The sequence below is a fragment of the Variovorax sp. efr-133-TYG-130 genome (assembly GCF_030208835.1).
GTDB lineage: Bacteria > Pseudomonadota > Gammaproteobacteria > Burkholderiales > Burkholderiaceae_C > Variovorax.
The window spans coordinates 34,471-60,396 of record NZ_JARVTD010000004.1; the positions used below are offsets into that span (position 1 = coordinate 34,471).

The 25,926-nt window shown below is 68.3% G+C and carries 24 protein-coding genes; 18 read left to right on the forward strand and 6 right to left on the reverse strand.

Translation table 11 applies throughout. From position 1 onward, the window contains the following. Nucleotides 1-8: 8 nt before the first annotated feature. Nucleotides 9-1,178, reverse strand: a complete 1,170-nt coding sequence (locus QRN67_RS06630) for a thiolase family protein (RefSeq protein ID WP_285411176.1) — start codon at nt 1,176-1,178, stop codon at nt 9-11. 136 nt (nt 1,179-1,314) lie between these two features. On the opposite strand from QRN67_RS06630, the gene QRN67_RS06635 reads away from it, so the two are divergent. The 9 genes from QRN67_RS06635 (at nt 1,315) to QRN67_RS06675 (ending at nt 11,354) form a co-directional block, all read left to right on the forward strand. After that, nucleotides 1,315-2,889 carry an AMP-binding protein gene (locus tag QRN67_RS06635; protein ID WP_285411177.1) on the forward strand — a complete coding sequence of 525 codons (1,575 nt, stop codon included), beginning with the start codon at nt 1,315-1,317 and terminating at the stop codon, nt 2,887-2,889. Next, nucleotides 2,876-4,519 carry a long-chain-fatty-acid--CoA ligase gene (locus QRN67_RS06640; protein ID WP_285411178.1) on the forward strand — a complete coding sequence of 548 codons (1,644 nt, stop codon included), beginning with the start codon at nt 2,876-2,878 and terminating at the stop codon, nt 4,517-4,519. The genes QRN67_RS06635 and QRN67_RS06640 overlap by 14 nt, the downstream gene beginning before the upstream one ends. A gap of 57 nt (nt 4,520-4,576) precedes the next feature. Then, a complete protein-coding gene (locus QRN67_RS06645) occupies nt 4,577-5,350 on the forward strand; it encodes an SDR family NAD(P)-dependent oxidoreductase (RefSeq protein ID WP_285411179.1) in 774 nt (257 codons plus the stop codon). Between the two features lie 10 nt (nt 5,351-5,360). Further along, the gene (locus QRN67_RS06650; RefSeq protein WP_285411180.1) at nt 5,361-6,329 is read left to right on the forward strand and encodes an NAD(P)H-dependent flavin oxidoreductase; all 969 of its coding nucleotides are present in this window, start codon (nt 5,361-5,363) and stop codon (nt 6,327-6,329) included. A 119-nt stretch (nt 6,330-6,448) separates the two neighbouring features. Beyond that, nucleotides 6,449-7,486: a DUF7064 domain-containing protein gene (locus QRN67_RS06655; RefSeq protein WP_285411181.1), complete on the forward strand. Its 1,038-nt coding sequence runs from the start codon at nt 6,449-6,451 to the stop codon at nt 7,484-7,486. Continuing rightward, nucleotides 7,483-8,277 carry an enoyl-CoA hydratase/isomerase family protein gene (locus QRN67_RS06660; RefSeq protein ID WP_285411182.1) on the forward strand — a complete coding sequence of 265 codons (795 nt, stop codon included), beginning with the start codon at nt 7,483-7,485 and terminating at the stop codon, nt 8,275-8,277. The genes QRN67_RS06655 and QRN67_RS06660 overlap by 4 nt, the downstream gene beginning before the upstream one ends. A gap of 39 nt (nt 8,278-8,316) precedes the next feature. After that, nucleotides 8,317-9,195, forward strand: a complete 879-nt coding sequence (locus QRN67_RS06665; RefSeq protein ID WP_285411183.1) for a MaoC family dehydratase — start codon at nt 8,317-8,319, stop codon at nt 9,193-9,195. Then, on the forward strand, nt 9,192-10,160 hold the full coding sequence (locus QRN67_RS06670; protein WP_285411184.1) for an NADPH:quinone oxidoreductase family protein: 969 nt from the start codon (nt 9,192-9,194) through the stop codon (nt 10,158-10,160). Before QRN67_RS06665 ends, QRN67_RS06670 begins: the two co-directional genes overlap by 4 nt. A gap of 57 nt (nt 10,161-10,217) precedes the next feature. Then, a complete protein-coding gene (locus tag QRN67_RS06675; protein WP_106938195.1) occupies nt 10,218-11,354 on the forward strand; it encodes an acyl-CoA dehydrogenase family protein in 1,137 nt (378 codons plus the stop codon). A gap of 50 nt (nt 11,355-11,404) precedes the next feature. Here QRN67_RS06675 and QRN67_RS06680 read toward each other — a convergent pair whose 3' ends face one another. From QRN67_RS06680 to QRN67_RS06695, 4 genes are read right to left on the reverse strand one after another with little or no spacing between them, the layout of a single operon-like run. Then, on the reverse strand, nt 11,405-12,544 hold the full coding sequence (locus QRN67_RS06680; RefSeq protein ID WP_285411185.1) for an acyl-CoA dehydrogenase family protein: 1,140 nt from the start codon (nt 12,542-12,544) through the stop codon (nt 11,405-11,407). Further along, entirely contained in the window at nt 12,541-12,864 is a 324-nt protein-coding gene (locus QRN67_RS06685) for a DUF6285 domain-containing protein (protein ID WP_106938197.1), read from the reverse strand. The genes QRN67_RS06680 and QRN67_RS06685 overlap by 4 nt, the downstream gene beginning before the upstream one ends. A 7-nt stretch (nt 12,865-12,871) precedes the next feature. Next, nucleotides 12,872-13,879 (reverse strand): phosphotransferase family protein, encoded by a 1,008-nt coding sequence (locus tag QRN67_RS06690; protein ID WP_285411186.1) that lies wholly within the window; start codon nt 13,877-13,879, stop codon nt 12,872-12,874. A 1-nt stretch (nt 13,880) separates the two neighbouring features. Beyond that, nucleotides 13,881-15,404: an acyl-CoA synthetase gene (locus QRN67_RS06695; protein WP_199852001.1), complete on the reverse strand. Its 1,524-nt coding sequence runs from the start codon at nt 15,402-15,404 to the stop codon at nt 13,881-13,883. A gap of 216 nt (nt 15,405-15,620) precedes the next feature. Here QRN67_RS06695 and QRN67_RS06700 point away from each other — a divergent pair, with 216 nt between their 5' ends. The 9 genes from QRN67_RS06700 to QRN67_RS06740 all read left to right on the forward strand — a co-directional run bounded on the left by QRN67_RS06700 (nt 15,621) and on the right by QRN67_RS06740 (nt 25,588). Beyond that, nucleotides 15,621-16,778, forward strand: a complete 1,158-nt coding sequence (locus QRN67_RS06700) for an acyl-CoA dehydrogenase family protein (protein WP_285411187.1) — start codon at nt 15,621-15,623, stop codon at nt 16,776-16,778. 25 nt (nt 16,779-16,803) lie between these two features. Further along, nucleotides 16,804-17,625 (forward strand): SDR family oxidoreductase, encoded by an 822-nt coding sequence (locus QRN67_RS06705; protein WP_285411188.1) that lies wholly within the window; start codon nt 16,804-16,806, stop codon nt 17,623-17,625. A gap of 83 nt (nt 17,626-17,708) precedes the next feature. Beyond that, on the forward strand, nt 17,709-18,824 hold the full coding sequence (locus QRN67_RS06710) for an AraC family transcriptional regulator (RefSeq protein WP_285411189.1): 1,116 nt from the start codon (nt 17,709-17,711) through the stop codon (nt 18,822-18,824). Nucleotides 18,825-18,864: 40 nt separating this feature from the next. Beyond that, on the forward strand, nt 18,865-20,409 hold the full coding sequence (locus QRN67_RS06715) for an acyl-CoA synthetase (RefSeq protein ID WP_285411190.1): 1,545 nt from the start codon (nt 18,865-18,867) through the stop codon (nt 20,407-20,409). A 25-nt stretch (nt 20,410-20,434) separates the two neighbouring features. Beyond that, a complete protein-coding gene (locus QRN67_RS06720; protein WP_285411191.1) occupies nt 20,435-21,178 on the forward strand; it encodes an SDR family NAD(P)-dependent oxidoreductase in 744 nt (247 codons plus the stop codon). 29 nt (nt 21,179-21,207) lie between these two features. Next, nucleotides 21,208-22,503 carry an acyl-CoA dehydrogenase family protein gene (locus QRN67_RS06725; protein ID WP_106938203.1) on the forward strand — a complete coding sequence of 432 codons (1,296 nt, stop codon included), beginning with the start codon at nt 21,208-21,210 and terminating at the stop codon, nt 22,501-22,503. 5 nt (nt 22,504-22,508) lie between these two features. Beyond that, nucleotides 22,509-23,582 carry a phosphotransferase family protein gene (locus QRN67_RS06730; RefSeq protein WP_285411408.1) on the forward strand — a complete coding sequence of 358 codons (1,074 nt, stop codon included), beginning with the start codon at nt 22,509-22,511 and terminating at the stop codon, nt 23,580-23,582. Nucleotides 23,583-23,681: 99 nt separating this feature from the next. Next, the gene (locus QRN67_RS06735; protein ID WP_285411192.1) at nt 23,682-24,836 is read left to right on the forward strand and encodes a CaiB/BaiF CoA transferase family protein; all 1,155 of its coding nucleotides are present in this window, start codon (nt 23,682-23,684) and stop codon (nt 24,834-24,836) included. Continuing rightward, nucleotides 24,833-25,588, forward strand: coding sequence for an SDR family NAD(P)-dependent oxidoreductase (locus tag QRN67_RS06740; protein WP_106938205.1), 756 nt, complete (start codon nt 24,833-24,835; stop codon nt 25,586-25,588). The genes QRN67_RS06735 and QRN67_RS06740 overlap by 4 nt, the downstream gene beginning before the upstream one ends. Here QRN67_RS06740 and QRN67_RS06745 read toward each other — a convergent pair whose 3' ends face one another. Then, nucleotides 25,589-25,921 carry a hypothetical protein gene (locus QRN67_RS06745; RefSeq protein WP_285411193.1) on the reverse strand — a complete coding sequence of 111 codons (333 nt, stop codon included), beginning with the start codon at nt 25,919-25,921 and terminating at the stop codon, nt 25,589-25,591. Nucleotides 25,922-25,926 lie beyond the last annotated feature (5 nt).

Consider the following 25,926-nt stretch of genomic DNA (forward strand, 5'->3'; position numbering starts at 1 on the left):
TGGTCATTTCAGCTTCTCTCCATGATCAATGTGGCGCTGCCGTGGCGTGAGCCCAGCAGGCCGCCGGTGCCTTGGGCCAGCGCAAGGCGGCAGTCGGGCACCTGCACCTTGGGGTGCGCTTCGCCGCGCAGCTGGCGAACCGCCTCGATCACCTTGGTGATGCCGCCGCGGTTGGCCGGATGGTTGTTGCACAGGCCGCCGCCGTCGGTGTTGAACGGGAGCTTGCCGATGCCGGAGATGAGGTTGCCGTCCATCACAAACTTGCCGCCTTCGCCTTTCCTGCAGAAGCCCAGGTCTTCCAGCTGCATCAGCACGGTGATGGTGAAGCTGTCGTAGATCGACGCGTACTGAATGTCCGCCGGCGTCACGCCCGCTTCCGCGAATGCGATGGGGCCAGACACGGCCGCGCCCGAGTAGGTGAGGTCGACCTGCCCGTTGGCCTGGCCCTTCACGGTTTCGCCCGCGCCGAGCACGGTGACGATGGGGCGCTTCAGCGCGCGCGCGATTTCGGGGCGCACCACCAGCAGCGCGCCGCCTCCGTCGCTCACCACGCAGCAGTCGAGCTTGTGCAGCGGGTCGGAGATCATGGGCGAAGCCAGCACCTCTTCCACCGTGACCGGTTCGCGCAGCATCGCATTCGGGTTGTGCTGCGCATGCGCCGCGGCCGCGACCTTGATCCATGCGAGCTGCTCGCTGGTGGTGCCGAACTCGTGCATGTGACGCGCCGCGGCCAGCGCGTACATGTTGACGGTGACGGGCGCATAGGGCATCTCCCAGGGCACGTCCGGCGTGGCCGCGGTCACGTTGCGCGGACCCGTGCCCACGGTGCTGGCCTCGCTGCGCGGGCGGCCGGCCAGCGTGATCAGCGCTACGTTGCACTTGCCCGCGGCAATCGCCTGCGCCGCATGGGAGACCTGGATCAGGTAGGCGGAGCCGCCCGTGTCGGTGGTGTCGACATGGCGCACCTTCAGCCCGAGGTAGTCGACCATGCTGAGCGGCCCGAGGCCGGGCGCGTCGCCGGCGCAGAAGTAGCCGTCGACGTCCTGCAGCGACAGGCCGGCGTCGGCCAGCGCGCCGCGCGCGCATTCGGCGTGCAGCTGCGCCACGGTCTTGTCGGGTGCCTTGCGCGTGGGGTGTTCGAAAGCGCCCGCGATGCAGGCCTGTCGTTTGATGCTCATTGATTGCTCCGTGTTCTTCCCCGTGCGGGGCCATGAAATCGACCGGATCCAGCGTCTCGCAAGGCTTGACGGTGTTTCGGTCTCATCATTATCATTGGTTCAACCAAAATAAATCAAGACGCAAACGCGTTCGGCGATGAACCAGAACCTCTACGCGCAGTTCGAGCAGCGCTTTCCGCACGACGACGGCGCCCCCGCCATGGTGTTGCCGGGCGGGCGGCTCTACACCTACGGCCACTTGAAGAGCGAAAGCGCGCGCTACGCGCGGCTTCTCACGTCGCTGGGCGCGCAGCCCGGCGACCGCATCGCGGTGCAGGTGGAAAAGTCGGCTTCGGCCGTCTTCCTGTACCTGGGCGCGCTGCGCGCCGGTTGCGTCTTCGTGCCGATGAATCCCGCCTACCAAAGCGTTGAACTGGCCCACTTGCTGGGGGACGCGCGGCCGCATGTGTTCGTGGTCCGTCCGCAGGCCGCGGCCCAGGGGCGTGTGCTGGCCGCGGCAGCCGGCGTGCCCCATGTACTTGAACTGGGCGATGACGGGGAAGGCGAAATTGCGCAGGCCGCGGCCCGGCAGGTGCCGCGCTCGGCCATCGCGCAGCGCAGCGCCGACGACCTGGCGGCAATCCTGTACACGTCCGGCACGACGGGGCGGCCCAAAGGCGCGATGCTGACACACCGCAACCTGGGCGTGGGCGTAAGCACGCTGCATCGGTCCTGGGCGTTCGAGCCCGGCGACGTGCTGCTGCACATCCTGCCGATCTATCACTTTCACGGCCTGTTCGTTGCGTTGCACTGTGCACTGTGGAACGGCAGCGCGATGCGGTTCGAGCCGCGATTCGATGCCGCGCGCGCCGTCGCGTTGCTCTCGTCGAGCACCGTGTGCATGGGCGTGCCGACGCATTACGTCCGCATGCTCGGCGAACCCGGGCTCGACGTCGCCGCATGCCGCGGCATGCGGCTGTTCGTCTCGGGCTCGGCTCCCTTGCTGGCGGACACCTTCAACGCGTTCCGGCGACGCAGCGGCCACGCCATCCTCGAGCGCTACGGCATGACGGAGGGCGGCATGTTCGCGTCCAACCCCTACCTCGGGGAGCGCCGCTGCGGCACGGTGGGCCGTGCGCTGCCCGGTGTATCGCTGCGCGTGGTCGATGCCGGGGGCGCGCCGGCGGCGCCGGGAGAGACGGGGCAGATCCAGGTGAGGGGCGCCAACGTCTTCGCAGGTTACTGGCGGCTGCCGGAGAAGACCTCCGAAGAGCACACGGCCGACGGCTTCTTCAAGACCGGCGACCTGGGCCGGTTGAGCGAAGACGGCTACCTCACCATCGTGGGGCGCGACAAGGACCTCGTCATTTCGGGCGGACTCAACGTCTACCCCAAGGAAATCGAGGAGGTCATCGACGCGTTGCCGGGCGTGCGAGAGTCGGCCGTCATCGGGCTGGCGCATCCGGACTTCGGCGAAGCGGTGGTTGCCGTGGTGGTGCGCGACACGTCGATCGACTGCACCGCGGTCCCGCAGGCCGCGGACGTTGTCGGTGCGGTGAAGGCCAGCCTGGCGGCGTTCAAGGTGCCCAAGACCGTTCATTTCGTCGAGGAACTGCCCCGCAACGCGATGGGCAAGGTGCAGAAGAACCTGCTGCGCGAACGCTTTGCTCCCGGCCCGGGTGCAAGTGCAGCAAAGAACACCAGAAAGAAGAGACAACATGACCCCGCATGAGCTCAGCACGTGGCCGCACAGCTTGCCACGCGACATCGATATCCCACCCACCAACCTGTGTGCCAACCTCCTGGTGTCGGCCATGCGCTACCCCGACAGGGCCGTGCTGGTCGACGACTTCGGCAGCCTCGGCTACGCCGAGCTGGTCGATCAGGTCGAGCGCATCGCAGCATTCCTGCAGAACGAACTGGGTGTGCAGCGCGGCGACCGGGTGCTGATCTACCTGCAGAACGGACGCGGCTGGATCGCGGCCTACTTCGCCATCCTGCGCATCAATGCGGTCGTGGTGCCGGTGAATCCGATGAACAGGCGCGACGAGCTGCCGCACTACCTCAGCGACACGGGCGCGGTGGCTGCCTTCTGCAGCGCAGACAACGTGGCGGAACTGCTTGCCGCGCCTGCGGCCCAGCAACTGCGCCGCGTGATCGTGGTGGGCAACCCGGGGCCGGCCGAGATGCAGCCCGAATCCGCGCAAGGTCCGTCGCGCACGACAGGCCTGCGCCGCGTGCTCGCCGCGGCCTCCGGCGCGTTGCAGCCGCTGGAGCATCTGCCGGACGCGCTGGCCCTCATTCTCTACAGCTCGGGCTCCACCGGTGCGCCCAAGGGCTGCATGCATACCCACCGCACGCTCATGGCCAGCACCGTGATCGTCGCGCACTGGATGGGGCTGGTGCCGCACTCGGTCCAGCTGGTGGCGCTGCCTTACTTCCACATCACGGGCATGCAGAACCTGATGAACGCGCCCATCTACGGCGGCGGCACGCTGGTCCTGATGAAGCGCTGGAACCGCGACGAAGCCGCGGAGCTCATCGCGCGCCACCGCGTGAGCCATTGGACGGCGATGCCGACGATGGTGATCGACTTTCTCTCGAGCCCGCGCCTTGCGGAATACGACCTGAGCTCCGTGCGGCGCATCGGCGGCGGCGGAGCAGGCATGCCCGAGGCGGTGGGCGAACGCCTGAAGGCGCTGACGGGGCTGGACTTCCTGGAGGGCTACGGCCTCTCGGAAACCGCGCACGTGTCGGGCAATCCGCCTGCCGCGTTCAAGCGGCAGTGCCTGGGCGTGCCGCTGTTCAACACGGACCTGCGCATCGTCGATCCCGACACGCTGGCCGAGCTGCCGCCCGGCGAGGTGGGCGAGATCGTGATGGCGGGGCCGCAGGTGTTCGTCGGCTACTGGCGCAACGAGGAGGCCACGCGCACCGCCACGCTGGAGATGGACGGCAAGCGCTTCGTGCGCAGCGGCGACCTCGGCCGGCGCGACGAGGAGGGCTACTTCTTCATCGTCGACCGCCTCAAGCGCATGGTCAACGCGTCGGGCTACAAGGTCTGGCCGGCGGAGGTGGAGGCGATGCTTCACGAGCACCCGGCCATCGCTGAGGCATGCGTGATAGCGGCCGTCGACGCCTACCGCGGGGAGACGGTGAAGGCGGTGGTCGTGCTGCGCGATGCGCAGGCCGGCGTGCGAGAGGCCGACATCATCGAGTGGGCCCGCAACAAGATGGCCGCCTACAAGTACCCGCGCCTGGTCGAGTTCGTCGCGGAACTGCCGAAGTCGCCTACCGGAAAGATCGCCTGGCGCCAGCTGCAGGACGCCGAGCGCGCGAAAACCCTGCGTGCCGCGGCTTGATGCCGGCACCAAATCCAAATATCATTGGTTCAACCAAAACGAAGCAACAGGATTTCCATGCAGAATCTAGTCACTCTTGAAGGCCGCACGATCATCGTCACCGGCGCGGGGCAGGGCATTGGCAAGGCCATCGCAGAACTGGTCGTCGACATGGGCGGCAACGTGGTTGCCGTCGACCTGAATCCCGATACGCTCAAGTCCGCGATGGCCGAGCTTCCTTCGGCACGCGTGCAGCAGGTGGTCGGCAGCGTCACCGACGCGGCGCTGGCGGCCAGCGCGGTCGAGGAAGCGGTGACCCGCTTCGGCGGCGTGCACGGCCTGGTCAACAACGCGGGCATTACACGCCCCGCCATGATCGAGAAGATGACGGCCCAGCAGTGGCAGGACGTGATCGATGTGCACCTGACCGGCACCTTCTTCTGGCTCCAGGCCGTGGGCCGCCACATGGTGTCGCGTGCCAAGAACGGCGACACCAGCGGCGGCGCCATCGTCAACATTTCCTCGGATGCGGGCCGCAAGGGCTCCATCGGCCAGGTCAACTACGCGGCCGCCAAGGCGGGCATGCTCGGCGTCACCATGACGGCGGCGCGCGAATGGGGAAAGTACAACATCCGCACCAACTCGATCTGCTTCGGCGTGGTCGAGACGCCCATGACCGAGGTGGTGCGCGGCGAGAAATTCCGCGACGGCATGCTGGCGCAGATTCCGCTGGGTCGCTGGTCGACGCCGCAGGAAGTGGTGAAGACGGTGTGCTTCCTGATGTCCGATGCTGCCTCGTACATCACCGGGCAGCACCTGGGGGTGAACGGCGGCTTCCACATCAGCCTGTAGGCGCCCGACCGTGAAGACGCGCCTCACCGAACTGCTCGGTATCCGCTATCCGATCGTGCAGGGTGGCATGCAGTGGGTCGGCCGCGCCGAGATGGCCTCGGCCGTATCGAACGCTGGCGGCCTGGGCATGCTCACGGCGCTCACGCAGCCCACGCCCGAGGACCTGGCGCGCGAAATAGAGCGCTGCCGCGGCATGACGGACAAGCCCTTCGGCGTGAACGTGACCATGCTTCGCAGCGTGAATCCGCCTCCCTACGAGCGCATCTTCGCCACCATCGTCGAGAGCGGCGTGAAGGTCGTCGAGACCGCGGGCAACGTGCCCGCCGAGGTGGTCGCCCTGCTCAAGCGCAACCGCATCGCCGTGCTGCACAAGTGCACCTCGGTGCGCCACGCGGTGGCGGCGGAAAAGCGCGGTGTGGATGTCATCAGCATCGACGGCTTCGAGTGCGCCGGCCATCCGGGCGAGGACGATGTGCCGGGGCTGGTGCTGATCCCGGCCGCCACGCGTGCGCTCGGAATCCCCGTCATCGCCTCGGGCGGCATTGCCGATGGACGCGGCATGGCCGCCGCGCTGGTGCTGGGCGCCGAGGGCGTGAACATGGGCACGCGCTTCGTCTGCACGCAGGAGGCGCCTGTGCACGACGCCATCAAGCAGGCGCTGGTGAATGGCAGCGAGCGCGACACGCGTCTCATTTTTCGCAGCATGGGCAACACCGCGCGCGTGTTCGCGAACGCGGTTGCGAACGAGGTCATCGCCGCCGAGCGGCGCCCCGGCGGCTGCGCCTTCGAAGACGTTCGCGCGCTGGTGTCCGGCGCGCGCGGCAAGGCTGCGCTCGAATCCGGCGAGGTGGACGCCGGTCCCGTCTGGGCTGGCCAGGTGATCGGATTGATCGACGACGTGCCGACGTGCGCAGCGTTGCTGGAGCGCATGGTGGCCGAGTGCCGCCAGCAACTCGCACGCGCGGCTGCATTCTTCTAGCCGCCGACTCGCATGCGAGATCTTGGCACCGAAGCGCTCGCAGGCTTCATCCGCGCGCACGGCCGACGTTCACAGGGGCGGTGCCGTGCCCGGATTCATTTCTCTCCAATGACCAGACCATGTTCATGCCCCCCGACAGCAGACTGCATCTCGATCCGCAGGACGAGTACACCCACACGCCCGAAGCGGCCGGCAACTACAACGAGAGCATGTACTTCAACGCCTTCGACACGGCGCGAGGCATCGGCGCGTGGATGCGCCTGGGCAACCGGCCCAACGAAGGCCATGCCGAGATGACATGCTGCGTGTACCTGCCCGACGGACGCGTCGGCTTCATGTACGGGCGCCCGCCCATCTCCCACAACGAGGCCATGGACGCGGGAGGCCTGCGCTTCGAGGTGCTGGAGCCCTTCAAGCGCCTGCGCGTGAGCTACGAGGGCGAGCTGCTGATCATGGACGACCCGCATGCCATGGCCGACCCCGGCAGTGCCTTCAAACGGTATCCGAAGCGGCGCGCCGCCATCTCGCTCGACTACGAGGGCATCTCGCCGATGCACGGTGGGGAAATCGTGGCGCTCGACGGCAGTCGGCTCGAGCTCGACCCAGAGCACTCGGTCTACCGCGGCCATACCGAGCAGAACATGGCGGTGCGCGGCCACATCACCGTGGACGGCGTGCGCCACGAGATCGACGGCTTCGGGTACCGCGACAAGTCGTGGGGGCCGCGCCACTGGCACAGCTTCTATTGGTACAAGTGGCTCCCCGTCACATTCGATCGCGGTTTCGGCGTGCTGCTGTCCGTCAAGGGACGCAAGGGCGGCCTGCCCAACAACGTGAGCGGCAACGTGCTGCGCAACGGCCGCTACGAACCGGTGCTCGAAGGCCGCATCGCGACCGTCTACGACGACAAGTACTACCCGGTGCGCTTCACCGCGCTGGTTCGCACCGCCGAGCGCAGCTACACGCTCGAAGGCGAGGTCGGCGCGCTGGTGCCGTTGCGCCACAAGAGCGCCAGCGGGGAGCCGGGCGCCTATACCCGCATCACCGAAGGCATCACCACCTACCGGTGCGAGGGGCGCACCGCGCTGGGCATGTCGGAGTATTGCGACGTGATGGTCAATGGCACGCCGATCTCGGTGCTGGAGGAGCCCGCATGAACACGCTGGCCTACGCTGTGGAAGACGGCGTCGCGACGCTGACGCTGAACCGGCCCGAATCGAAGAACGCGATCAGCCCCGAGATGGCCGACGAATTGGGCGAGCTGCTGGCGCGCATTCGCGCGGACGAAGCGGTGCGTGTGCTCGTCGTCACGGGTGCGGGCGGCGCCTTCTGCGCCGGTGGCGACGTCAAGGCGATGGGCGAGGGCGGCCCGCGCACGCCCGAACAGCGGCGTGCCGGCATGGCGCGCTATACGCGCATCTGCACCGAGCTGATGGCGCTCGACCGGCCGGTGATCGCGGCGGTCGACGGCGTGGCCTTCGGCGCGGGTTTCAGCATCGCGCTGATGTGCGACATCGTGCTGCTGAGCGATCGCGCGCGGCTGTGCATGGTGTTCCAGCGCATCGGCCTGGTGCCGGACATGGGGGCCTACTACACGCTGCCGCGCGTGGTGGGCCTGCAGCGTGCGAAGGAGCTGATTTTCTCCGCGCGGGAGATCGACGCGGCCGAGGCGCTGCGTCTGGGCATCGCGATGGAGGTGCTGCCCGCCGAGAGCCTGATGCCGCGCGCACGCGCCATTGCGCGCAGCTTTGCCGGGGCCTCGCCCGTGGCCATGAGCGTCTCCAAGCGGGCGCTCCAAAGCTCGCTCGGCAGCGACCTGCCGACCATGCTGGAGATCGAAGCCGCGGGCCAGGCGCTGGCTTCCAACAGCGAGTACGCCAAGGAAGCGGTGCGCCGCTTTGCCTCGCGCGAGCCCGCCCAGTTCCGCTGGCCGGCGGCAGGCTCGTGAACATCACATCGCTCCACACTGAAACACAAGGAACAGCAGATGCTCGACTATCGCAAGGCACGTGACTGGCACTCAGGCGACGTGCAGCACGTGTACACCCCCAAGGACACGATGCTCTACGCGCTGGGGCTCGGCCTGGGCGCCGACCCGCTCGACGAGAGGCAGCTGCGCTTCGTCTACGAAAAGGAACTGGTGGCGCTGCCGACCATGGCTGCCGTGCTGGCCTCGCCAGGTTTCTGGATGCGCGAGCGCAAGGAGATCGGCATCGACTTCATGAAGCTCGTGCACGGCGAGCAGTCGGTGCGCCTGCATGCGCCGCTGCCGCCGTCAGGCACCGTGGTCGGGCGCACGCGCGTGACTCGGGTGGTCGACAAGGGCGAAGGCAAGGGTGCGATCCTGCATGTGGAAAAGGAACTCGTCGGTGCCGCGCAACAGCCGTTGGCCACGGTCGAGAGCGTCTACTTCCTGCGCGGCGACGGCGGCTTCTCCAGTGCGGACGGCCAGGCCGACGAGCCCGCGCCCGCTGCGGCAGCCATGCCCGAGTCGGCGCCCGAACTCGTGCTCGACCTGCCCACGCGTGCTGACCAGGCCTTGCTCTACCGCCTGTCGGGCGACATCAACCCGCTGCATGCCGAGCCTGCCTTCGCAGCCAAGGCCGGCTTTGCACGGCCCATTCTTCACGGGCTTGCGACCTGGGGCATCGCCGGGCGCGGCTTGATCGCCGCGTTCGCGGATTTCGACGCGACGCGCCTGTCGGCCATGCGCGCGCGGCTGTCGGCACCGGTCTATCCCGGCGAGACCATCCGTCTGGAAGGCTGGCGCGACGGCGGCGAAATCGCTTTCCGCGCGCGGGTGGTGGAGCGCGATGTGCTGGTGCTCACGAACGGCCGGGCCGAACTGCGAGGCACGTCGCGTTGAGAGCCTGGCAGGTCGAAGCACTGAGCGATCCGGGCCGGATGCGGCTGGCCGAGCTGCCGGTGCCCACCCCGGCGCACGACCAGTACCTGGTGAAAGTGGAGGCAGCGGGCCTCAATTTTCTGGACACGCTTGCCATCAAGGGCCGGTACCAGACCAAGCCGGCCCTGCCGTTCACGCCCGGCGTGGAGGTGGTAGGCACCATCGTCAGCGGCGAAGGTGCCGGCACGCGCGTGGCCTGCGCCACGCCGGCCGGCAGGTTCGGCGGCTTCGCTGAATATGCGCTGGTGCCGCGTGCCGAGGCGATGCCCATCGCGTCCAACGTGGCGCCCGGTGCCGCCCTGGCGTTGCGCGGCAACTACCCGACCTCGCTCTACGCCCTGCGGCATGCCGGGCGCCTGCAAGCAGGGGAAACCTTGCTGGTGCACGCTGGCGCCGGCGGTGTCGGCAGCGCGGCTGTGCAACTCGGCAAGCTGATGGGCGCGCGCGTCATCGCCACCGCGGGCAGTGCCGCCAAGCGCGACGCCTGCCTGGCACTCGGCGCGGACGCGACCATCGACTACACCGACGCGAAGTGGGTCGACGAGGTGCGCAAGCTTGCACCGCAGGGTGTGGACGTGATCTACGACCCGGTCGGCGGCGACATCGGCGCGCAAAGCGTGCGCTGCCTGGCCTTTGGCGCGCGGCTGCTGGTGATCGGCTTCGCCAGCGGCGCGTTGACGCCGTTGCCCGCCAACCGCCTGCTGCTGGCCAATGCCTCGGCCGTCGGTGTGTTGTGGGGCGAGGTGCGCAAGCGCGAACCGGCGCTGGCGCGGCAACTGGGCGAAGAGATTCAGGGCTGGTACCTGTCGGGGCGGATTCGGCCGCTCGAGGCCTCGGTGTTCGACTTCGAGGATGCGCCGGCGGCGCTCGCGGCGCTGGAACGGCGGCAGACCTCGGGAAAGGCGATTCTTCTGTTGCGCCGTTGAGGCGTGCGTTCCCGCCGCGCCTGCGTCATAATCAATGGTTCTACCAAAGGAGATATCGTGGATTTTGACCTGCCCCCCGAAGCGGAAGAAATGCGCGTTGCCACGCGCGACGCCGTCGATGCGTTGCTCAAGCTCGAAACGCGCTACCAGGAAACCGGCGAAGTGCCTGAGCAGGTGGAGGCCACCCTGCGCGAGATGGGCTTCTACGGCATGTCGATTCCAGAGCCCTATGGCGGCATGCCTGTCGACCACCTCACCAGCGTGGCGGTGCAGCTCGAGCTGGCGCGGCTGCCGCCGCAGTTCTGGCCCTTCGTGCGCTCCGCGCTCGGGCCGGGCGTGCACATCATCGTGGACCATGGCTCGGAAGCCATCAAGAAGAAGTGGCTGCCCGAGATTGCATCGGGACGTTCGCGCAACTGCATTGCCATCACCGAGCCGCACGCCGGCTCCGACGCCGCGAAGATGACGACCACGGCGCGCCGCGACGGCGACCACTACGTGCTCGACGGCGTGAAGACCTTCATCTCGAACGCCAACCATGCGCATTCGATCACCGTGCTCGCCTCCACCGACCGTTCGGCCGGCAAGAAGGGCATTTCGGCCTTTCTGCTGGACACGACCACGCCCGGCTTCAAGGTCACGCGGACCATGCCCACCATGGGCTGGATGGACGACAGCCTGTGCGAGATTTCCTTCACCGACTGCCGCGTTCCGGTGGAGAACCTGCTGGGCGAAGAGGGGCGCGGTCTTTCGTATGCGATGTCGGGGCTCAACGAAGGCCGGCTGAATGTGGGTTGCCAGGCGCTCGGGCCGGCACAGATTGCGCTCGACGAAACCATCGAGCATGCCAAGACGCGTGTCACCTTCGGCCAGGCGCTGGGTGAGCACCAGGCCATTCAGCACATGATCGCCGACATGGCCATGGACCTGCATGCGGCGCGCATGGTGCTGTTCGAGGCCGTGTGGCGCGCCGCGCGCGGCGAAGACGCACGAATGAAGGCGTCGATGGTGAAGGTGATCTGCACCGAGGCCGCATGCCGCATAGCCGACAAGGCGCTGCAGATCTTCGGCGGCTCGGGCTATTGCCGCGGCACCATCGTGGAGCGGGTATACCGCGACCTGCGCGTGCTGCGCATCTATGAGGGCGCGTCGGAAATCCACCGCAACATGATCGCCAGGCAGCTGCTCGCCTGAACGTGGCGCCGTCCGTGCCCGGCGCGCTGCCGGGCACGGGCCTCAAGCCGTCAACGCATCAGCTCGCGTGCGATCACCACGCGCTGGATCTGGTTCGTGCCCTCGAAGATCTGGTTGAGCTTGGCGTCGCGCATCATCTTTTCCACGGGGTAGTCCTTCACGTAGCCGTAGCCGCCGAAGACCTGCACCGCGTCGGTGGTCACCTTCATCGCCACGTCGCTCGCGAAGCACTTGGCCATGCTCGCGAACTTGGGCAATTGGCTCCAGTCGCCGATGTCGGCGAGCCGCGCGGTTTCGTACACCAGGCAGCGCGCGGCCTCGATCTGCATGGCCATGTCCGCCAGCATGAACTGGATGCCCTGGAACTCGATGATCGCCCGCTTGAACTGCTTGCGCTGTCTGGCGTAGCCCAGCGCCGCATCGAGCGCGCCCTGGGCCAGGCCGACCGACGCGGCGGCGATGGCGGGGCGATTGAGGTCCAGCGCGCGCATGGCCGAGCGGAAGCCCTTGCCTTCCTCGCCCAGGCGGTTTTCCGTCGGCACGCGCACGTTGTCCAGGTACACCGGCACGTTGATCGTGCCCTTCATTCCCATCTTGCGTTCGTTGCGGCCGAAGGTGAGGCCCTTGCTGTTCTTCACGTCCACGATGAAGGGGCTGATATCGTCGGCGCCGCCGCGCTCACCGGTCTTGGCGAACACCAGGATGTAGTCGGCGCGGCTGCCGAAGGTGCACCACTGCTTCTGCCCGGAGAGCACGTAGCTCTCGCCGTCGCGCACGGCGCGCGTGCGCATGCCGCCGACGTCGCTGCCGCAGTCGGGCTCCGAGATGGCGATGGCGGTCACGGTGCGGCCTTCGGCCAGCAACGGCAGAAAGCGCTGCTTCTGATCCTCGGTGCCGAAGTGCATGATCGGCAGCGCGAACATGGTGTTCATGCCCGCCATGAGTGCGCACGACTCCGAAACTCGTGAGAGTTCTTCCCGCGCGATGCACACCATCGTCAGGTTCGCGCCCGGGCCGCCGTATTCCTCCGGCACCCAGAGCTGCAGCAGGCCCATGTCGCCGTAGACCGGAATCAGCTCCTCGGGAAAACGGTCGTTCTCGTCGATCTCCGCGGCGATGGGCGCGACGTGGCGCTCGACCATGCGGCGCACGCCGTCGCGGAATGAAATCTGTTCTTCGGTGAAGTTCATGCGGGTCTTTCGGTATGTGGCCACTTCGGGTTGTTGATGGCGAGCGCCTCGCCCAGGCCTTGGCGCAGCTGCGCGGCCAGGTCGGCGTCGATGGGTATCTCGCCTGCGCGGATGGCGTCGGCCAGCTCGCGGCTCACGGCCTTGGAGGCTTCATCGTGCGGCTGGCCGAGGCGCAGTTCGCGCTCCACGATGCGCAGCACGTTCGCCGTCACGCGCGCCTGGAAGCGGTGGTAGCCGTCCAGCGTGGGCAGCAGTTCGTCTTCGAGGTAGCGGGCGGCGGCCAGCAGCAGGGTGCCGGCGGGAGGGACGGAGTTCGGCATGATGGGGTCAGGCCTCGATGAGTTGGAAGAAGTCCCACAGCGGCTCTTCCATGCGCCGGCCGACCGCGCACAGTTCCAGGCTTGCGGGGCTGCCGTCGGCTCGCACCGAAAGCCCGCGCCGCACGCAGCCGATGGCCCACTTGAGGTTGGAAAAGGCCTCCCAGAAGCGCACGCGCAGCGGGTCCACCGGCCTGCCGCTCGCGCGCTCGTAGGCCGCGTACAGGTCTTCGCGCGCCCCGAAACCGCCCGCCTCGCCCGCGCCGCCGAAGCGCCAGGTGCGCATGCACAGCACGCCCAGGTCCTGCATCGGGTCGCCGACCCGGGCAATCTCCCAGTCGAGCACGCAGCGGATGCCTTCGGTGCCGACGATCAGGTTGCCCGTGCGAAAGTCGGAATGCACGAGTGCGTCGGGCCAATCGACCGGCAGGTTCTTGCGCACCCATTGCACCGCGTACTCGAGCGCCGGATGGCTGAAGCCCGTTCGCGCCAGCAGGCCGGCGTACACCTCGAGCTCCCGCGCGGGCGAGAGCCGCTGCAGAAAGGGAAGCTCGGCGACCGGCATCGAGTGGATCGCCGCGAGGATGGTCCCGGCCTGGGCGGCCATCGCGCGACGGGCCCCGGCATAGGCCGGGTCGGACACGAGCTTTCGCCCCAGCGTCTCGCCCTCGACGCGTTCGGTGACGTAGCCGCGCTCGAGGCCGTCGTGCACGTCGAGCACGGCGAGCACCGCGGGTGCCGGCACGCCGTGCGCGCGCGCCGCGATCATCACGCGCGCGTCTTCGGCCGCGTCGAGCTTGGGCGCGGCGAGGCCGGGGGATGCCGATGCCGACGCGGTCATTGTGGGCATCTGCTGCAGGATCATCGGGCGGCGCCCGTCAACCGTGAGCAGGTCGAACGACCAGGTCGTCTTGGTCGCGCCGCCGGTGAGCCGGCGCAAGTCCTCGACGCTGCCATGCAGGCCCGCATGGCGCTGAAGCGCGAGGGCGAGGCGGCGCGCGATGTGCGGGGCGTCCACGTCAGATCTTCCGGCCCGCGGCCTGCCAGAACGGGTCGCGCAGCCGGCGCTTGAAGATCTTGCCGCTGTCCTCTCGCGGCAGCGCGGCATGGAAGTCGAAGCGGCGCGGCACCTTGTACCTGGCGATGCGGTCCTCCAGAAAGGCGCGCAGCGCATCGGCGTCGGGTGCGGTGCCGGGCATCGGCTCGACGGCCGCGGCCAGCGATTCGCCCATTTCCTCGTCGGGTATGCCGAAGACGGCGCAGTCGCGCACGAGCGGACACTGCAGCAACACGGCCTCGATCTCGGCCGGATAGATGTTCACGCCGGCCGAAATCACCATGTCGGAGCGGCGGTCGCACAGGTAGAGGTGGTCGTCCTTCACGTAGCCGACGTCGCCGCAGCTGATGAGGCCGTCGCGCTCCACCTCTTTCCGCTTTTCGGGATGGTTGTGGTACGTGAAGTCGGCGTAGGCCGGCACGCGCACGAAGATCTCGCCGACCTCGCCGGGCGCCACCGGCTGGCCGTCTTCTCCGTAGAGCACCATGCGCGCATCGGGGTTGAGCCGGCCCACGCTGCCGGGGAAGGCGAGCCAGTCTTCGGGCGTGCTGAGCGTGGCGGTGCCGACCTCGGTGCCGCCGTAGGTCTCGTAGACCACCGGGCCCCACCAGTCCATGAGGGCGCACTTGGTCTCGGCCGAGCAGGGCGCGCCGGTGTGTGTCACCCACTTCAGGGAACTCAAGTCGTAGCGCTCGCGCACGTCTTCGGGCAGCTTGAGCATGCGCACGAACATGGTTGGCACGGCCACCATGTGGCTGATGCGGTGCCGCTCGATGGCGGCGAGCACGGCCTCGGCGTCGAACCGGGTCTGCATCACCAGCAGGTCGCAGATCGGCAAGGCCTGGCGTGCGTAGGCGTTGGGCGAGGAGTGGTACAGCGGGCCGCCGATGAGCGCCCGCACGCCCGGCTGCAGGCCGTAAACGCGGCGCATCAGCTGCACGTACGCGGCAGCCTGTTCCGGCGTGGCCGCGTCGCGTTTCACGCCCTTGGCCCGGCCGGTGGTTCCCGAGGTGTAGATCATGGTCGCGCGGCTGCGCCGCGGCGGGCCGTCCCATGGCGCGAAGGCTCCGAGCCAGGCGTTCCATTCCGCCGCATCGGCCGGCACCTGCGTCGCGGCTTCGGCCAGCGAGAAGGCGCGGACCGCCTCGGGCGGCGTGGGCACGGTGATGACCACGGTGCCAGCGGGAATGTGTTCGCGCACCGGCGCGAGAAGGTCGGCATGCCCGACCACCACCTTCGGCGCCACATCGTTCAGTATGTAGAGCACCTCTTCGGGTTTGCCGTGCCAGTTGATGGGCACCGCGTAGGCGCCGAGCGCGGCGGCCGCCTGCTGCGCTTCGAAGAAGGCGAAGTCGTTGCGCAGCAGCAGCGCGATGGCATCGCCTTCTCGCACGCCCGCCGTATCGAAGCCGCGCGCGGCGCGCAGCGCGCGCTGCATCAGGGCGTCGCGCGCCATGCTGCGCTGGTCGAGGAACACCTGGCTCATGTCTTCGTGTCTCCGTGGTCTGCGATCAAGAGCCAGGCTCTTGCAGAAAGGCCAGGTTCCGTCAATGGTTCAACATATGATAAATCTTGCTTCGCCGTGGTGGCAAGGGGGCGATCCCGATGCAGGCGCCAACGATCAAGGCGCGCAGTAAGGCCAATCGGGTTGTGAGGTTGCGCCATTGAGCGCAGCCTTCCGGGCCGGGACACTGACTGCATCATGAGCCAATCACCCTGGATGACCCCGGAACTCGAAAACTTCCGCGACAACGTACGGCGCTTCTACGACAAGGAACTGGTGCCCAACGAAGAGCGCTGGGGCCGCCAGCAGCATGTGGACCGCGAGGTCTGGCGCAAGGCCGGCGCTGCCGGCCTGCTTTGCGTGGGCATCTCGGAGGAATATGGCGGCGGCGGCGGCAACTTCATGCACGAGGCCATCCTGTTCTACGAGCAGACCCTGGCCATCGTGCCCGGCCTGGGCAACGGCGTGCACACCGGCATCGTCGCGCACTACCTGGAGAATTTCGGCACCGAAGCGCAGAAGCAGCAATGGCTGCCGCGCATGGCGAGCGGTGACCTCGTGGGAGCGCTGGCCATCAGCGAGCCCGGCGCGGGCTCCGACGTGCAAGCCATCCAGACCCGCGCGGTGCGCCGGGACGACCACTATGTGGTGAACGGCGCCAAGACCTTCATCAGCAACGGCCAGCTGGCCGACCTGGTGTGCGTGGTGGTGAAGACCGACCCCTCTGCGGGCTCGCGCGGCATCTCGCTGCTCATGGTGGAGACCGCGAAGGTCCAGGGCTTTCGCCGCGGCCGTGTGCTCGACAAGATCGGCATGCATGCGCAGGACACCTCGGAGCTGTTCTTCGACGACATGCGCGTTCCCTGCGCCAACCTGCTGGGCCCTGAAGAGGGGCAAGGCTTTCGCCAGCTCATGAAGGAACTGCCGCGCGAGCGCGTGGTGACCGCGATGAGCGCGCAGGGCTCCATGGACCGGGCCATTGCGGAAACGCTGGCCTACGCGCGCCAGCGCAAGCTGTTCGGCGACACGTTGTTCGACTTCCAGAACACCCGCTTCAAGCTTGCCGAATGCCAGACCAAGGCCACCGTGTCGCGCGCCTTCATCGACCGCTGCATCGACCAGCTCGCGCGCGGGGAACTCGACGCCACCACCGCCGCCATGGCCAAGTGGTGGTGCACCCAGACCTGCGGCGAGATCGTCGACGAGTGCCTGCAGCTGCACGGCGGCTACGGCTACATGACCGAGTACCCGATTGCGCGCATCTACCAGAACGTGCGCATTGGTCGCATCCTGGCGGGCAGCAACGAAGTGATGAAGGAACTCGTGGCACGCGACATGCGGCGCGCCTCGGAATGAGTGCCCCCGGCAAATGAATGACGACATGAACGACGCATTCCGCCCCCGCATCCTCGAGGGCAAGGTCGCGGTGGTTGCCGGTGCGTCCAGCGGCATCAATCTTGGCATCGCGCAGCATCTGTGCCGCGCGGGGGCCAGGGTGGCCATTCTGAGCCGCAGCGCAGAGCGCATCGAGGTGGCTGCGCGCGCTGTCTCGCCCGACCCTGCCGAGGCCATCGGCTTTGCCGCGGACGTGCGCGACTACGACGCCGTGTCGAGCGTCTTCTCCAGGACCGCGTCGCGCTTCGGGCCGATCGACATCGTTGTCTCCGGGGCTGCAGGCAACTTCCACGCGCCGGCCGCGCAGCTGTCGCCGAACGGGTTCCGCACGGTTATCGAAATCGATCTGATCGGCACTTTCAACGTGCTGCGCGCGAGCTTCGAGCACTTGCGCCGGCCCGGCGCTTCCCTCATGTCGATCACCGCGCCGGGCGGTAGCCATCCCTCGATGTTCCAGTCCCATGCCAATTCGGCCAAGGCCGGCATCAACATGCTCACCAAATGCCTGGCCATGGAGTGGGGGCCAGGTGGTGTCAGGGTGAACGCGATCTCGCCGGGGCCCATCGCGGGCACCGAGGGCATGGCGCGACTGGCGGCCACGCCGGAACGCGAAGCGCTGCTCAAGGGCCGGCTCGCGCTGCGCGATTACGGCAGCAAGCGCGACATCGCCGATGTGGCGCTCTTCCTGTGCAGCGACAACTCGCGCTACATCACCGGGACGGTGATCGACTGCGACGGTGGCAGCGCGCTGGGCGATGCCTCGGGCGACGCCTTGGCGCCGCCCGCCCTTGCCGCTGGCAAGCCCTGATTGACACCGATATGGCCAGCTCACTAGCATTGGATCAACCATTAAAAAGAGTGCTTCGGCTCGTCCGCACTCAAGGAGACTCCATGCCGTCAGCTGCTTCCGCCACGCCAGCCGCGTATGCCCGGCCCTTGCTCGACAAGGCGCATGCCGAGGACAGCCCGCCCCGAGGTCTTCATCACACGATCCCCATGTGCTACGTGCTTTCCTTCCTGGGCGGCGCGCAGGACCGTGGCATGGATGTGCCCGCTCTGCTGGCGCGCCACGGCATCTCTCCCGCGATGATCGATTCGCCGCTCTCGCGCGTTTCGGTGGCGCAGTTTGCCGCGCTGCTCAAGCACCTGCGCTGGCGCATGCGCGACGAACTGCTCGGCTTCGGAAGCCGGCCCGTGAAGCTCGGCACCTTCGTGCTCGCAACGCGCCAGATGATGCGCTGCGCCACGCTGGGCGAGGCCTTGCGCGTGGGCTTCGGCATCTACCGCCTCGCCATCGACGAATTCAGCGCCCACCTGCGAATCGAAGGTGCGATGGCGCGCGTGGTCATCGGCGAGACTGCCGAGGGTCGGCGGCCCGGGTTCATCCAGTCGGCATTTCTGTACTGGGTGCTGGGGCTGGCGTCATGGCTGGTGCAGCAACGCATCGCGCTGCGCGAGGCCGCGCTCAGTCGCGACCTGCCGTCCGAGTCGTACCGGGAGAGCGGCCATCTGTTCAATGTTCCGATGCGCTTCGGCGCTCCCACCTCGAGCATCGCGTTCGATGCAAGCTGGCTCGCCGAGCCGGTCATGGCCGACCCCCTGCACCTTCAGGCGTTGTCCCGCGAACTGCCGGGTGCGCTGCTGGTGCGCTTTCGCGACCACTCGAGCCTGACCGAGCGCGTGCGCCTGCGGCTGCAGCACCAGCTTGCGGCGGGCCTGCCATCGCTCGAGCAGACTGCCTGGCACCTGAAGATGACGCCGCATTCGCTGCGGCGTCGCCTGGCCGAGCACGGCACCAGCTTCCAGGGCATCAAGAATGCGCTGCGCCGCGACGCGGCCATCGAGCTGCTGACGCGCTCCAGCCTGCCCTTGAGCGACATCTCGCAACAACTCGCCTTCTCGGAGCCCAGCACGTTCCATCGCAGCTTCAAGCTGTGGACCGGCGTGGCGCCGGGCGAGTACCGCCGCGTGCACGGCACCGCTCAGGCGGGCCCGGAGTGCGCCTGAATCCTCCCAGTCTTCCGACCCATCCAAGAAAAAGCCGGCCATGAACCATCCGTCGATCATCGCGCGCTCGCATCCCGACAAGACCGCTGCCCTCATGGCGCAATCGGGAGAACGCCTGTCCTACGCCCAGCTCGAGGCGCGCTCCAATCAGGGCGCTCACTTCTTGAGAGCGCTCGGGCTGAAGGCCGGCGACCATGTCGCGGTGATGCTGGAAAACCACCTGCGCTTCTTCGAGGTGTATTGGGCCACGCAGCGCACTGGCCTCTACTTCACGCCCGTGAGCACGCACCTCAGCGCGCAGGAGGCTGCCTATATCGTGAACGACTGCGGCGCGCGCCTCGTGGTGTCCTCCGCGGCGCTGGCCGACAAGGCGCTTGAACTCAAGGCGCTTTGCCCCGGGGTCGAGCATTTCGTCTGCGCCCACGGCCGCATCCCGGGCTACGCCTCTTGGGAGGAGCACACGGTCATGCAGCCCGAATCCCCGGTCTGCGACGAGGTGGGGGGGCACAACATGATGTATTCGTCGGGAACCACCGGCAAGCCCAAGGGCATCAAGGTGCCCTTCGCGAACAACCCGATCGGCGCAATCGTGCCGATCATGCAAGTGTTCGCACGCAGCTTCGGCTACGGCCTGGACACGGTCTATCTCTCGCCAGCGCCCCTCTATCACTCGGCACCGCTGGGCTTCTGCGCGACGGTGCAACGGCTGGGCGGCACCGTGGTCGTGATGGAGAAGTTCGAGCCCGAGGCTTTCCTGGCCAACGTGCAGGAGCACAGGGTCACGCACACCCAGGTCGTGCCGACCATGTTCGTACGGCTGCTGAAGCTGCCAGCGGAGGTGCGCGCCCGCTACGACGTGTCTTCGCTCGTGTGCGCGCTGCATGCCGCCGCTCCCTGCCCCGTGGAGGTGAAGCAACAGATGATCGACTGGTGGGGCCCCTGCATCTTCGAGCAGTACAGCGGCTCCGAAGGCATCGGCTGCACCATGATTTCCGCGCCCGAATGGCTGGCGCACAAGGGTTCGGTGGGCCGCGCGCTGATGGGAGACGTGCGCATCGTCGCGGAAGATGGCAGCCTTCAGCCGACCGGCACGGCGGGCGCGGTGTACTTCGCCAACAGCCGCCGCTTCGTCTATCACAACGACCCCGGCAAGACAGCGCAGGCCTTCAACGAACAAGGCTGGTCGACGCTCGGCGACGTGGGCTATCTCGACGAGGACGGCTACCTCTACCTGACCGACCGCAAGGCGTACATGATCATTTCGGGCGGGGTCAACATCTACCCGCAGGAAGCAGAGAACGCCCTGGCCCTTCACCCCGATGTGGCCGACGTGGCGGTGTTCGGCGTGCCCAACGCGGAGTTTGGCGAAGAGGTCAAGGCGGTGGTGCAGCCGGCCGACTTCGCGCGCGCAGGCCCGGCGCTGGAGGCCGAACTGATCGCCTATTGCCGCGAGCGCCTCGCTTCGATCAAGTGCCCGCGCAGCATCGACTTCGAGGCGCAGCTGCCGCGCCAGGACAACGGCAAGCTCTTCAAGCGCCTGCTGCGCGACCGCTACTGGGCCGGACACGCGAGCCGCGTGATCTGAGCCACCCACCTGCACGGAGGCCTCGATGCAACACGACACGGCGTTCGACTTCGCCGGCAAGACCACGCTCGTCGTCGGCGGCACCAGCGGCATCGGCAACGGCATCGCGCAGGCCTTTCGGGCCGCGGGATCGGCGGTGCATGTATGGGGAACGCGCGCTGCCCCCGGTGACTACCGCACCGACGAGGGCAGCGATCTGCGTGGCCTGCATTTCTCGCGTGTCGACGTCTCGGACGCGGCCGCCGTCCATGCCTTCGCGCCCCCGTTCGATCGGCTCGACGTGCTGGTGCTCGCGCAGGGCGCTGTCGAGTACCGCCGCGCCGAGTTCGAGGACGCGACCTTCCGCCGCGTGGTCGACGTCAACCTCAATAGCGTGATGGCCTGCGCGAGCGTGTTCCACCCGCTGCTCAAGGCGGCGGGTGGCGCGGTGATCGTGGTGAGCTCCATCTCGGCCTACCGCGCCGCGCTCGGCACACCGGCCTATGCGGCGTCGAAAGCCGCGGCGCTGTCGCTCACGCGCTCACTCGGCGCGGCCTGGGCCACGGACGGCATTCGCGTGAACGGCATCGCGCCCGGGCTGGTCGCCACCAAGATGACCCGCGTCACCACGGACAACCCGCAGCGGCTCGCGGCGACCGTCGCGCGCATTCCGGCCGGACGCGTCGCCACGCCCGCCGACATGGCCGGCGTGGCGCTGTTCCTTGCTTCTCCGCTCGCGCGGTACGTGATCGGCCACACCATCCCCGTCGACGGCGGGCTCAGCGCCTGAGGGCGTTGCACAACACCAGGAGACAACACATGAGCTGGGGATTCGAGACCGACGAGGCGTTCCAGAAGGAACTCGACTGGATAGACGACTTCGTGCGCAACGAGGTGGAGCCGCTGGACCTGCTGCTGGACAGCCCCTACAACGTGGCCGACCCGGCCCGCAACCGGCTGGTGCGCCCTCTGCAGCAGAAGGTGCGCGAGCGCAAGCTCTGGGCCTGCCACCTCGGCCCCGAACTGGGCGGGCAGGGCTACGGGCAGGTGAAGCTGGCGCTGATGAACGAGATCCTCGGGCGCTCGGGCTTCGCGCCCACGGTGTTCGGCTGCCAGGCGCCGGACTCGGGCAACGCGGAAATCCTGGCGCACTATGGCACCGAGGCGCAGAAGAAGCGCTACCTGCATCCGCTGCTGGCCAACGAAATCGTCTCCTGCTTTGCCATGACCGAGCCGCAGGGCGGCTCCGACCCGCAGGTCTTCACCACGCGTGCCGAACGCGATGGCGACGACTGGCTCATCAGCGGACAGAAGTGGTTCGCATCGAACGCCAACTACGCCTCCTTCTTCATCACGATGGCGGTGACCGACCCGGACGTTTCGGCCTACAAGGGCATGTCGATGTTCATCGTGCCGGCCGGCACGCCCGGCCTGAAGATCGTGCGCGACGTGCACCTGGCCGGCCGCAAGGCCCACGGGCATGGCCACGGCTACCTGGATCTCGACCATGTGCGGGTGCCGTCCGACCACATGCTCGGCGGGCCGGGACAGGCCTTCGCGGTCGCGCAGACGCGCCTGGGCGGCGGGCGCATCCACCATGCGATGCGCACCATCGGGGAGGCGCGCAAGGCTTTCGACATGCTGTGCGAGCGCGCCGTGTCGCGGCGCACGCAGCACGGCAGGCTGGCGGACAAGCAGCTGGTGCAGGCGATGGTGGCCGACTCCTGGATCGAGCTGGAGCAGTTTCGCCTGCTGGTGCTGCGCACCGCGTGGCTGATCGACAAGCACAACGACTACCAACTGGTGCGCAAGGACATCTCGGCCGTGAAGGCGGCCATGCCCAAGGTGCTGCACGACATCGTGGCGCGCGCGATCCAGGTGCATGGATCGCTGGGACTGACCGACGAGATGCCGCTGGTCGAGCAGATGGTGTCGTCCCTCATCATGGGCCTGGCCGACGGACCGACCGAGGTGCACAAGATCACGCTTGCACGCGAGTTGCTCAAGCAGGTGGCGCCGTCCACTGCACTGTTCCCCAGCTACCACCTGCCGCGTGCGCGCGAACGCGCAATGGCCCTGTACGGCGCGGCGCTCGAAGGCGCCGACGGGCTTTGAGCGGGATGCAGGCCGCGGCCGACGCGCAGGCGTGGCATGAGCTGGTCGACCCGGCGGCGCTGGCCGCGTGGATGGACACGCAGGGCCTGCGCGGGCGCGAGGGTGGCGATATCACCCACGCCACCTTGCTGGCCGGCGGCACCCAGAATGTTCTGCTGAAATTCGAGCGGAGCGCGCGCAGCTTCGTGCTGCGCCGCCCGTCGCGCCACCTGCGGGCCAACAGCAACGAAACCATGGGGCGCGAGGCCCGCGTGCTGGCCGCGCTTGCGGGCAGTGCCGTGCCGCACCCCGTCTTCATTGCAGCCTGCGCCGATACCGCGGTGATCGGCGCGGCTTTCTATCTGATGGAGCCCGTGGACGGTTTCAACGCCGCCCACGCCGGCTTGCCGGCGCTGCATGCGTCCGATCCTCTGTTGCGCAGGCGCATGGGTTTTTCGATGGTCGATGCCATTGCCGCGCTCGCGGCGGTCGATGTGGCGGCCGTCGGCTTGTCCGACTTCGGCCGCGCCGAGGGTTTTCTCGAGCGGCAGGTTCCACGGTGGCGCAAGCAGCTAGAAGGCTATGCCGCATGCGAAGGCTGGCCCGGTCCGCAGTCGTTGCCCGAGGTGCGCCAGGTTGGCGACTGGCTCGACGCGCATCGACCGGCTGCATTCACGCCTGGCCTGCTGCATGGGGACTTCCACATTGCCAACGTGATGTTCCGCCACGACGGGCCCGAGCTCGCGGCCGTGGTCGACTGGGAACTCGCGACGGTGGGCGACCCGTTGCTCGACCTGGGCTGGCTGCTGGCGACATGGCCGCGCCCTGACGGCTCTCACCACACGCTGAACCGGATTCGGCCGTGGAACGGATTCCCGCTGGGGCTGGAACTGGTGGAGCGCTATGCGCAACGCAGTCAGCGCGACCTTTCGGCCATCCGCTGGTATGCGGTGCTCGCCTGCTACAAGCTGGCGATCATCCTCGAGGGCAGCCACGCCCGTGCCTGCGCGGGCCAGGCGCCGCGCGACACCGGCGAGCGGCTGCACGGCGCCGCACGCGGCCTGTTGCGGCGCGCTGTGGACTGGATCGAGCACCCATGAACCGGCGCGCGCGTGGTCGGCGAGGTGTTCGGCGCCTGCCTGTTCGCGACGAACGACTTCGGCCGCATCAAACGATCAACCCAAACGAAAGACACGTACATGCCAGGACCGCTTGCAGGTATCAGGGTGCTCGAAGTCGCGAGCATCGGCCCCGGGCCCTTCTGCGCCATGATGCTCGCTGACATGGGGGCCGAGGTGATCCGCATCGACCGCCGTGCCGACGTCGGCCGCACGCCCTGGGTGCCGCCGCGCGCCGACATACTGTCGCGCGGGCGGCGCTCGCTGGCGCTCGACCTCAAGCAGCCCGAAGGCGCGCAGGTGCTGCTCGACATGGCCGCGCAGGCCGACCTGCTGGTCGAGGGCTTTCGCCCCGGCGTGATGGAGCGGCTTGGCGTGGGGCCCGAAGCCTGCCTCGCGCGCAACCCGAAGCTGGTGTACGGCCGCATGACCGGTTGGGGCCAGAGCGGGCCGCTCGCACAGGCGGCCGGCCACGACCTCAACTACATCGCCCTCAGCGGCGCATTGCACGGCATCGGTCATCCCGACACGGGTCCTGTGCCGCCGCTCAACCTCGTGGGCGATTTCGGCGGCGGCGGCGCGATGCTGGCCTTCGGCCTGGCTTGCGCGCTCATCGAGGCACGCGGATCGGGGCGCGGCCAGGTGGTCGATGCGGCGATGACGGAAGGCTCGGCGCTGCTGATGTCGATGTTCTACAGCACCCATGCGGCCGGCCGCTGGCATCGGCTGGGCGAGAACATGCTCGATGGCGCGGCGCATTTCTACGGGACATACCGCTGCGCCGACGGCCGGTGGCTTGCGCTGGGCTCGGTCGAGCCGCAGTTCTACGCGCTGCTGCTCGACACGCTGGGCATCGGGAACGCCGCCGAGTGGCCGCAGCACGAGCGCGCCCGCTGGCCCGAGCTCAAGCGCAAGCTGGCCGAGCGCTTCGCCACGCGTACCCGGGACGACTGGTGCGCGCTGATGGAGGGCACCGACATCTGCTTTGCGCCTGTGCTCGATCTCGACGAAGCGCCGCGCCACCCGCACGCGGTGGCGCGCGGCAGCTTCGTGAGCGTCGATGGCACGGTGCAGCCCGCACCGGTGCCGCGCTTCAGCCGCAGCCAGCCGGCGACGCCGCACGGCGCACCGGTCGTCGGCGCGCACAGCGAGGCCTTGCTGGCGGCCTTCGGCTTCGACGCCTCGCGCGTCGAGGCGCTGCGCGCCGCCGGCGTGTTCGCGCAGGCCGCGTCATGAAGCGCCTGGCGGGCCGCTCGGCCATCGTGACCGGCGCGGCGTCGGGCATCGGCGCGGCCACGGCAAGGCTGTTCGAGGAGGAGGGCGCGCGCGTGCTCGCGGTCGACCGCGATGCGGCACTGCTGGCCGAAACGCATGCGGGGCGGGACGGCATTCGCACGCTGGCGCAGGACCTGACCGGCGAAGATGCGCCGCGTGCCGTGGTGACAGGGGCGCTCGCCGCATTCGGCGCCATCGACATCCTGTTCAACAACGCCGGCACCAGTGCCAACAGCCTGGCCGAGGCCATGACCGACGCGCAGTGGGACAACGTGCTCGACGTGAACCTGCGATCGATGTTCCGGCTCACGCGCGAGGCCATCCCGGCGCTGAAGCAGCAGGCCGCGAAGACGGGCCGGGCGCGCATCCTGAACACGTCGTCGGTGATGGCGCGCGACACCGACATCGGTCTGTCGGCCTACGCCGCCTCCAAGCACGGCGTGGCGGGTTTGACGAAGACGCTGGCGCTGGAGCTCGGCAAGTTCGGCATCACGGCCAACCACATCCTGCCGGGCGCCATCGTCACCGGGTTGACGCGGCGCAGCTTCGAGCAGGCGCACATCAGCGCGGTGTGGGAGAAAAAGGCCGCGCTGCGCCGGCTGGGCCAGCCTGGCGATATCGCGCGCGCCGCGCTGCTGCTGGCGAGCGACGAGGCCGACTTCATCACCGGCCACGGGCTGGTGGTGGACGGCGGGCTCACGCTGCGGGCCTGATCAGCCGCTTGAGCCGGTCAACGATGAACAGGTAGCCCTCGGCGTCGCGGTGCACGAGGTCGCCGGTGCGCAGTAAGCGACGGCCGTCGATCTCGCGGAAAGCCTCTGCGTCCGCCTGCGGTTGCAGACGGCCATCGATGCGGTCTCGGTCATGCCCCAGCCCTCGAGGTAGCGCACGCCCAGTTCGTCGGACAGGCGCAGGCTCACCGCTTCGGGCAGGCCCGTGCCCCCGCCCGTGATGGTGCCGAGGCTCGCGATGTCGAACGCGCCCTTGGGCCAGAACGGCGAAGGGGCGCCTCGAAGCGGGGCGAGGGCATCGGCGATGGTCGGCATGGTGC

Excerpts from the sequence above, each read along its gene's own strand:
- QRN67_RS06630 (WP_285411176.1), bottom strand. The coding sequence starts at position 1,178 with ATGAGCATCAAACGACAGGCCTGCATCGCGGGCGCTTTCGAACACCCC.
- QRN67_RS06635 (WP_285411177.1), top strand. The coding sequence starts at position 1,315 with ATGAACCAGAACCTCTACGCGCAGTTCGAGCAGCGCTTTCCGCACGAC.
- QRN67_RS06640 (WP_285411178.1), top strand. The coding sequence starts at position 2,876 with ATGACCCCGCATGAGCTCAGCACGTGGCCGCACAGCTTGCCACGCGAC.
- QRN67_RS06645 (WP_285411179.1), top strand. The coding sequence starts at position 4,577 with ATGCAGAATCTAGTCACTCTTGAAGGCCGCACGATCATCGTCACCGGC.
- QRN67_RS06655 (WP_285411181.1), top strand. The coding sequence starts at position 6,449 with ATGTTCATGCCCCCCGACAGCAGACTGCATCTCGATCCGCAGGACGAG.
- QRN67_RS06660 (WP_285411182.1), top strand. The coding sequence starts at position 7,483 with ATGAACACGCTGGCCTACGCTGTGGAAGACGGCGTCGCGACGCTGACG.
- QRN67_RS06665 (WP_285411183.1), top strand. The coding sequence starts at position 8,317 with ATGCTCGACTATCGCAAGGCACGTGACTGGCACTCAGGCGACGTGCAG.
- QRN67_RS06680 (WP_285411185.1), bottom strand. The coding sequence starts at position 12,544 with ATGAACTTCACCGAAGAACAGATTTCATTCCGCGACGGCGTGCGCCGC.
- QRN67_RS06685 (WP_106938197.1), bottom strand. The coding sequence starts at position 12,864 with ATGCCGAACTCCGTCCCTCCCGCCGGCACCCTGCTGCTGGCCGCCGCC.
- QRN67_RS06695 (WP_199852001.1), bottom strand. The coding sequence starts at position 15,404 with ATGAGCCAGGTGTTCCTCGACCAGCGCAGCATGGCGCGCGACGCCCTG.
- QRN67_RS06700 (WP_285411187.1), top strand. The coding sequence starts at position 15,621 with ATGAGCCAATCACCCTGGATGACCCCGGAACTCGAAAACTTCCGCGAC.
- QRN67_RS06705 (WP_285411188.1), top strand. The coding sequence starts at position 16,804 with ATGAACGACGCATTCCGCCCCCGCATCCTCGAGGGCAAGGTCGCGGTG.
- QRN67_RS06710 (WP_285411189.1), top strand. The coding sequence starts at position 17,709 with ATGCCGTCAGCTGCTTCCGCCACGCCAGCCGCGTATGCCCGGCCCTTG.
- QRN67_RS06715 (WP_285411190.1), top strand. The coding sequence starts at position 18,865 with ATGAACCATCCGTCGATCATCGCGCGCTCGCATCCCGACAAGACCGCT.
- QRN67_RS06720 (WP_285411191.1), top strand. The coding sequence starts at position 20,435 with ATGCAACACGACACGGCGTTCGACTTCGCCGGCAAGACCACGCTCGTC.
- QRN67_RS06725 (WP_106938203.1), top strand. The coding sequence starts at position 21,208 with ATGAGCTGGGGATTCGAGACCGACGAGGCGTTCCAGAAGGAACTCGAC.
- QRN67_RS06730 (WP_285411408.1), top strand. The coding sequence starts at position 22,509 with ATGCAGGCCGCGGCCGACGCGCAGGCGTGGCATGAGCTGGTCGACCCG.
- QRN67_RS06735 (WP_285411192.1), top strand. The coding sequence starts at position 23,682 with ATGCCAGGACCGCTTGCAGGTATCAGGGTGCTCGAAGTCGCGAGCATC.
- QRN67_RS06740 (WP_106938205.1), top strand. The coding sequence starts at position 24,833 with ATGAAGCGCCTGGCGGGCCGCTCGGCCATCGTGACCGGCGCGGCGTCG.
- QRN67_RS06745 (WP_285411193.1), bottom strand. The coding sequence starts at position 25,921 with ATGCCGACCATCGCCGATGCCCTCGCCCCGCTTCGAGGCGCCCCTTCG.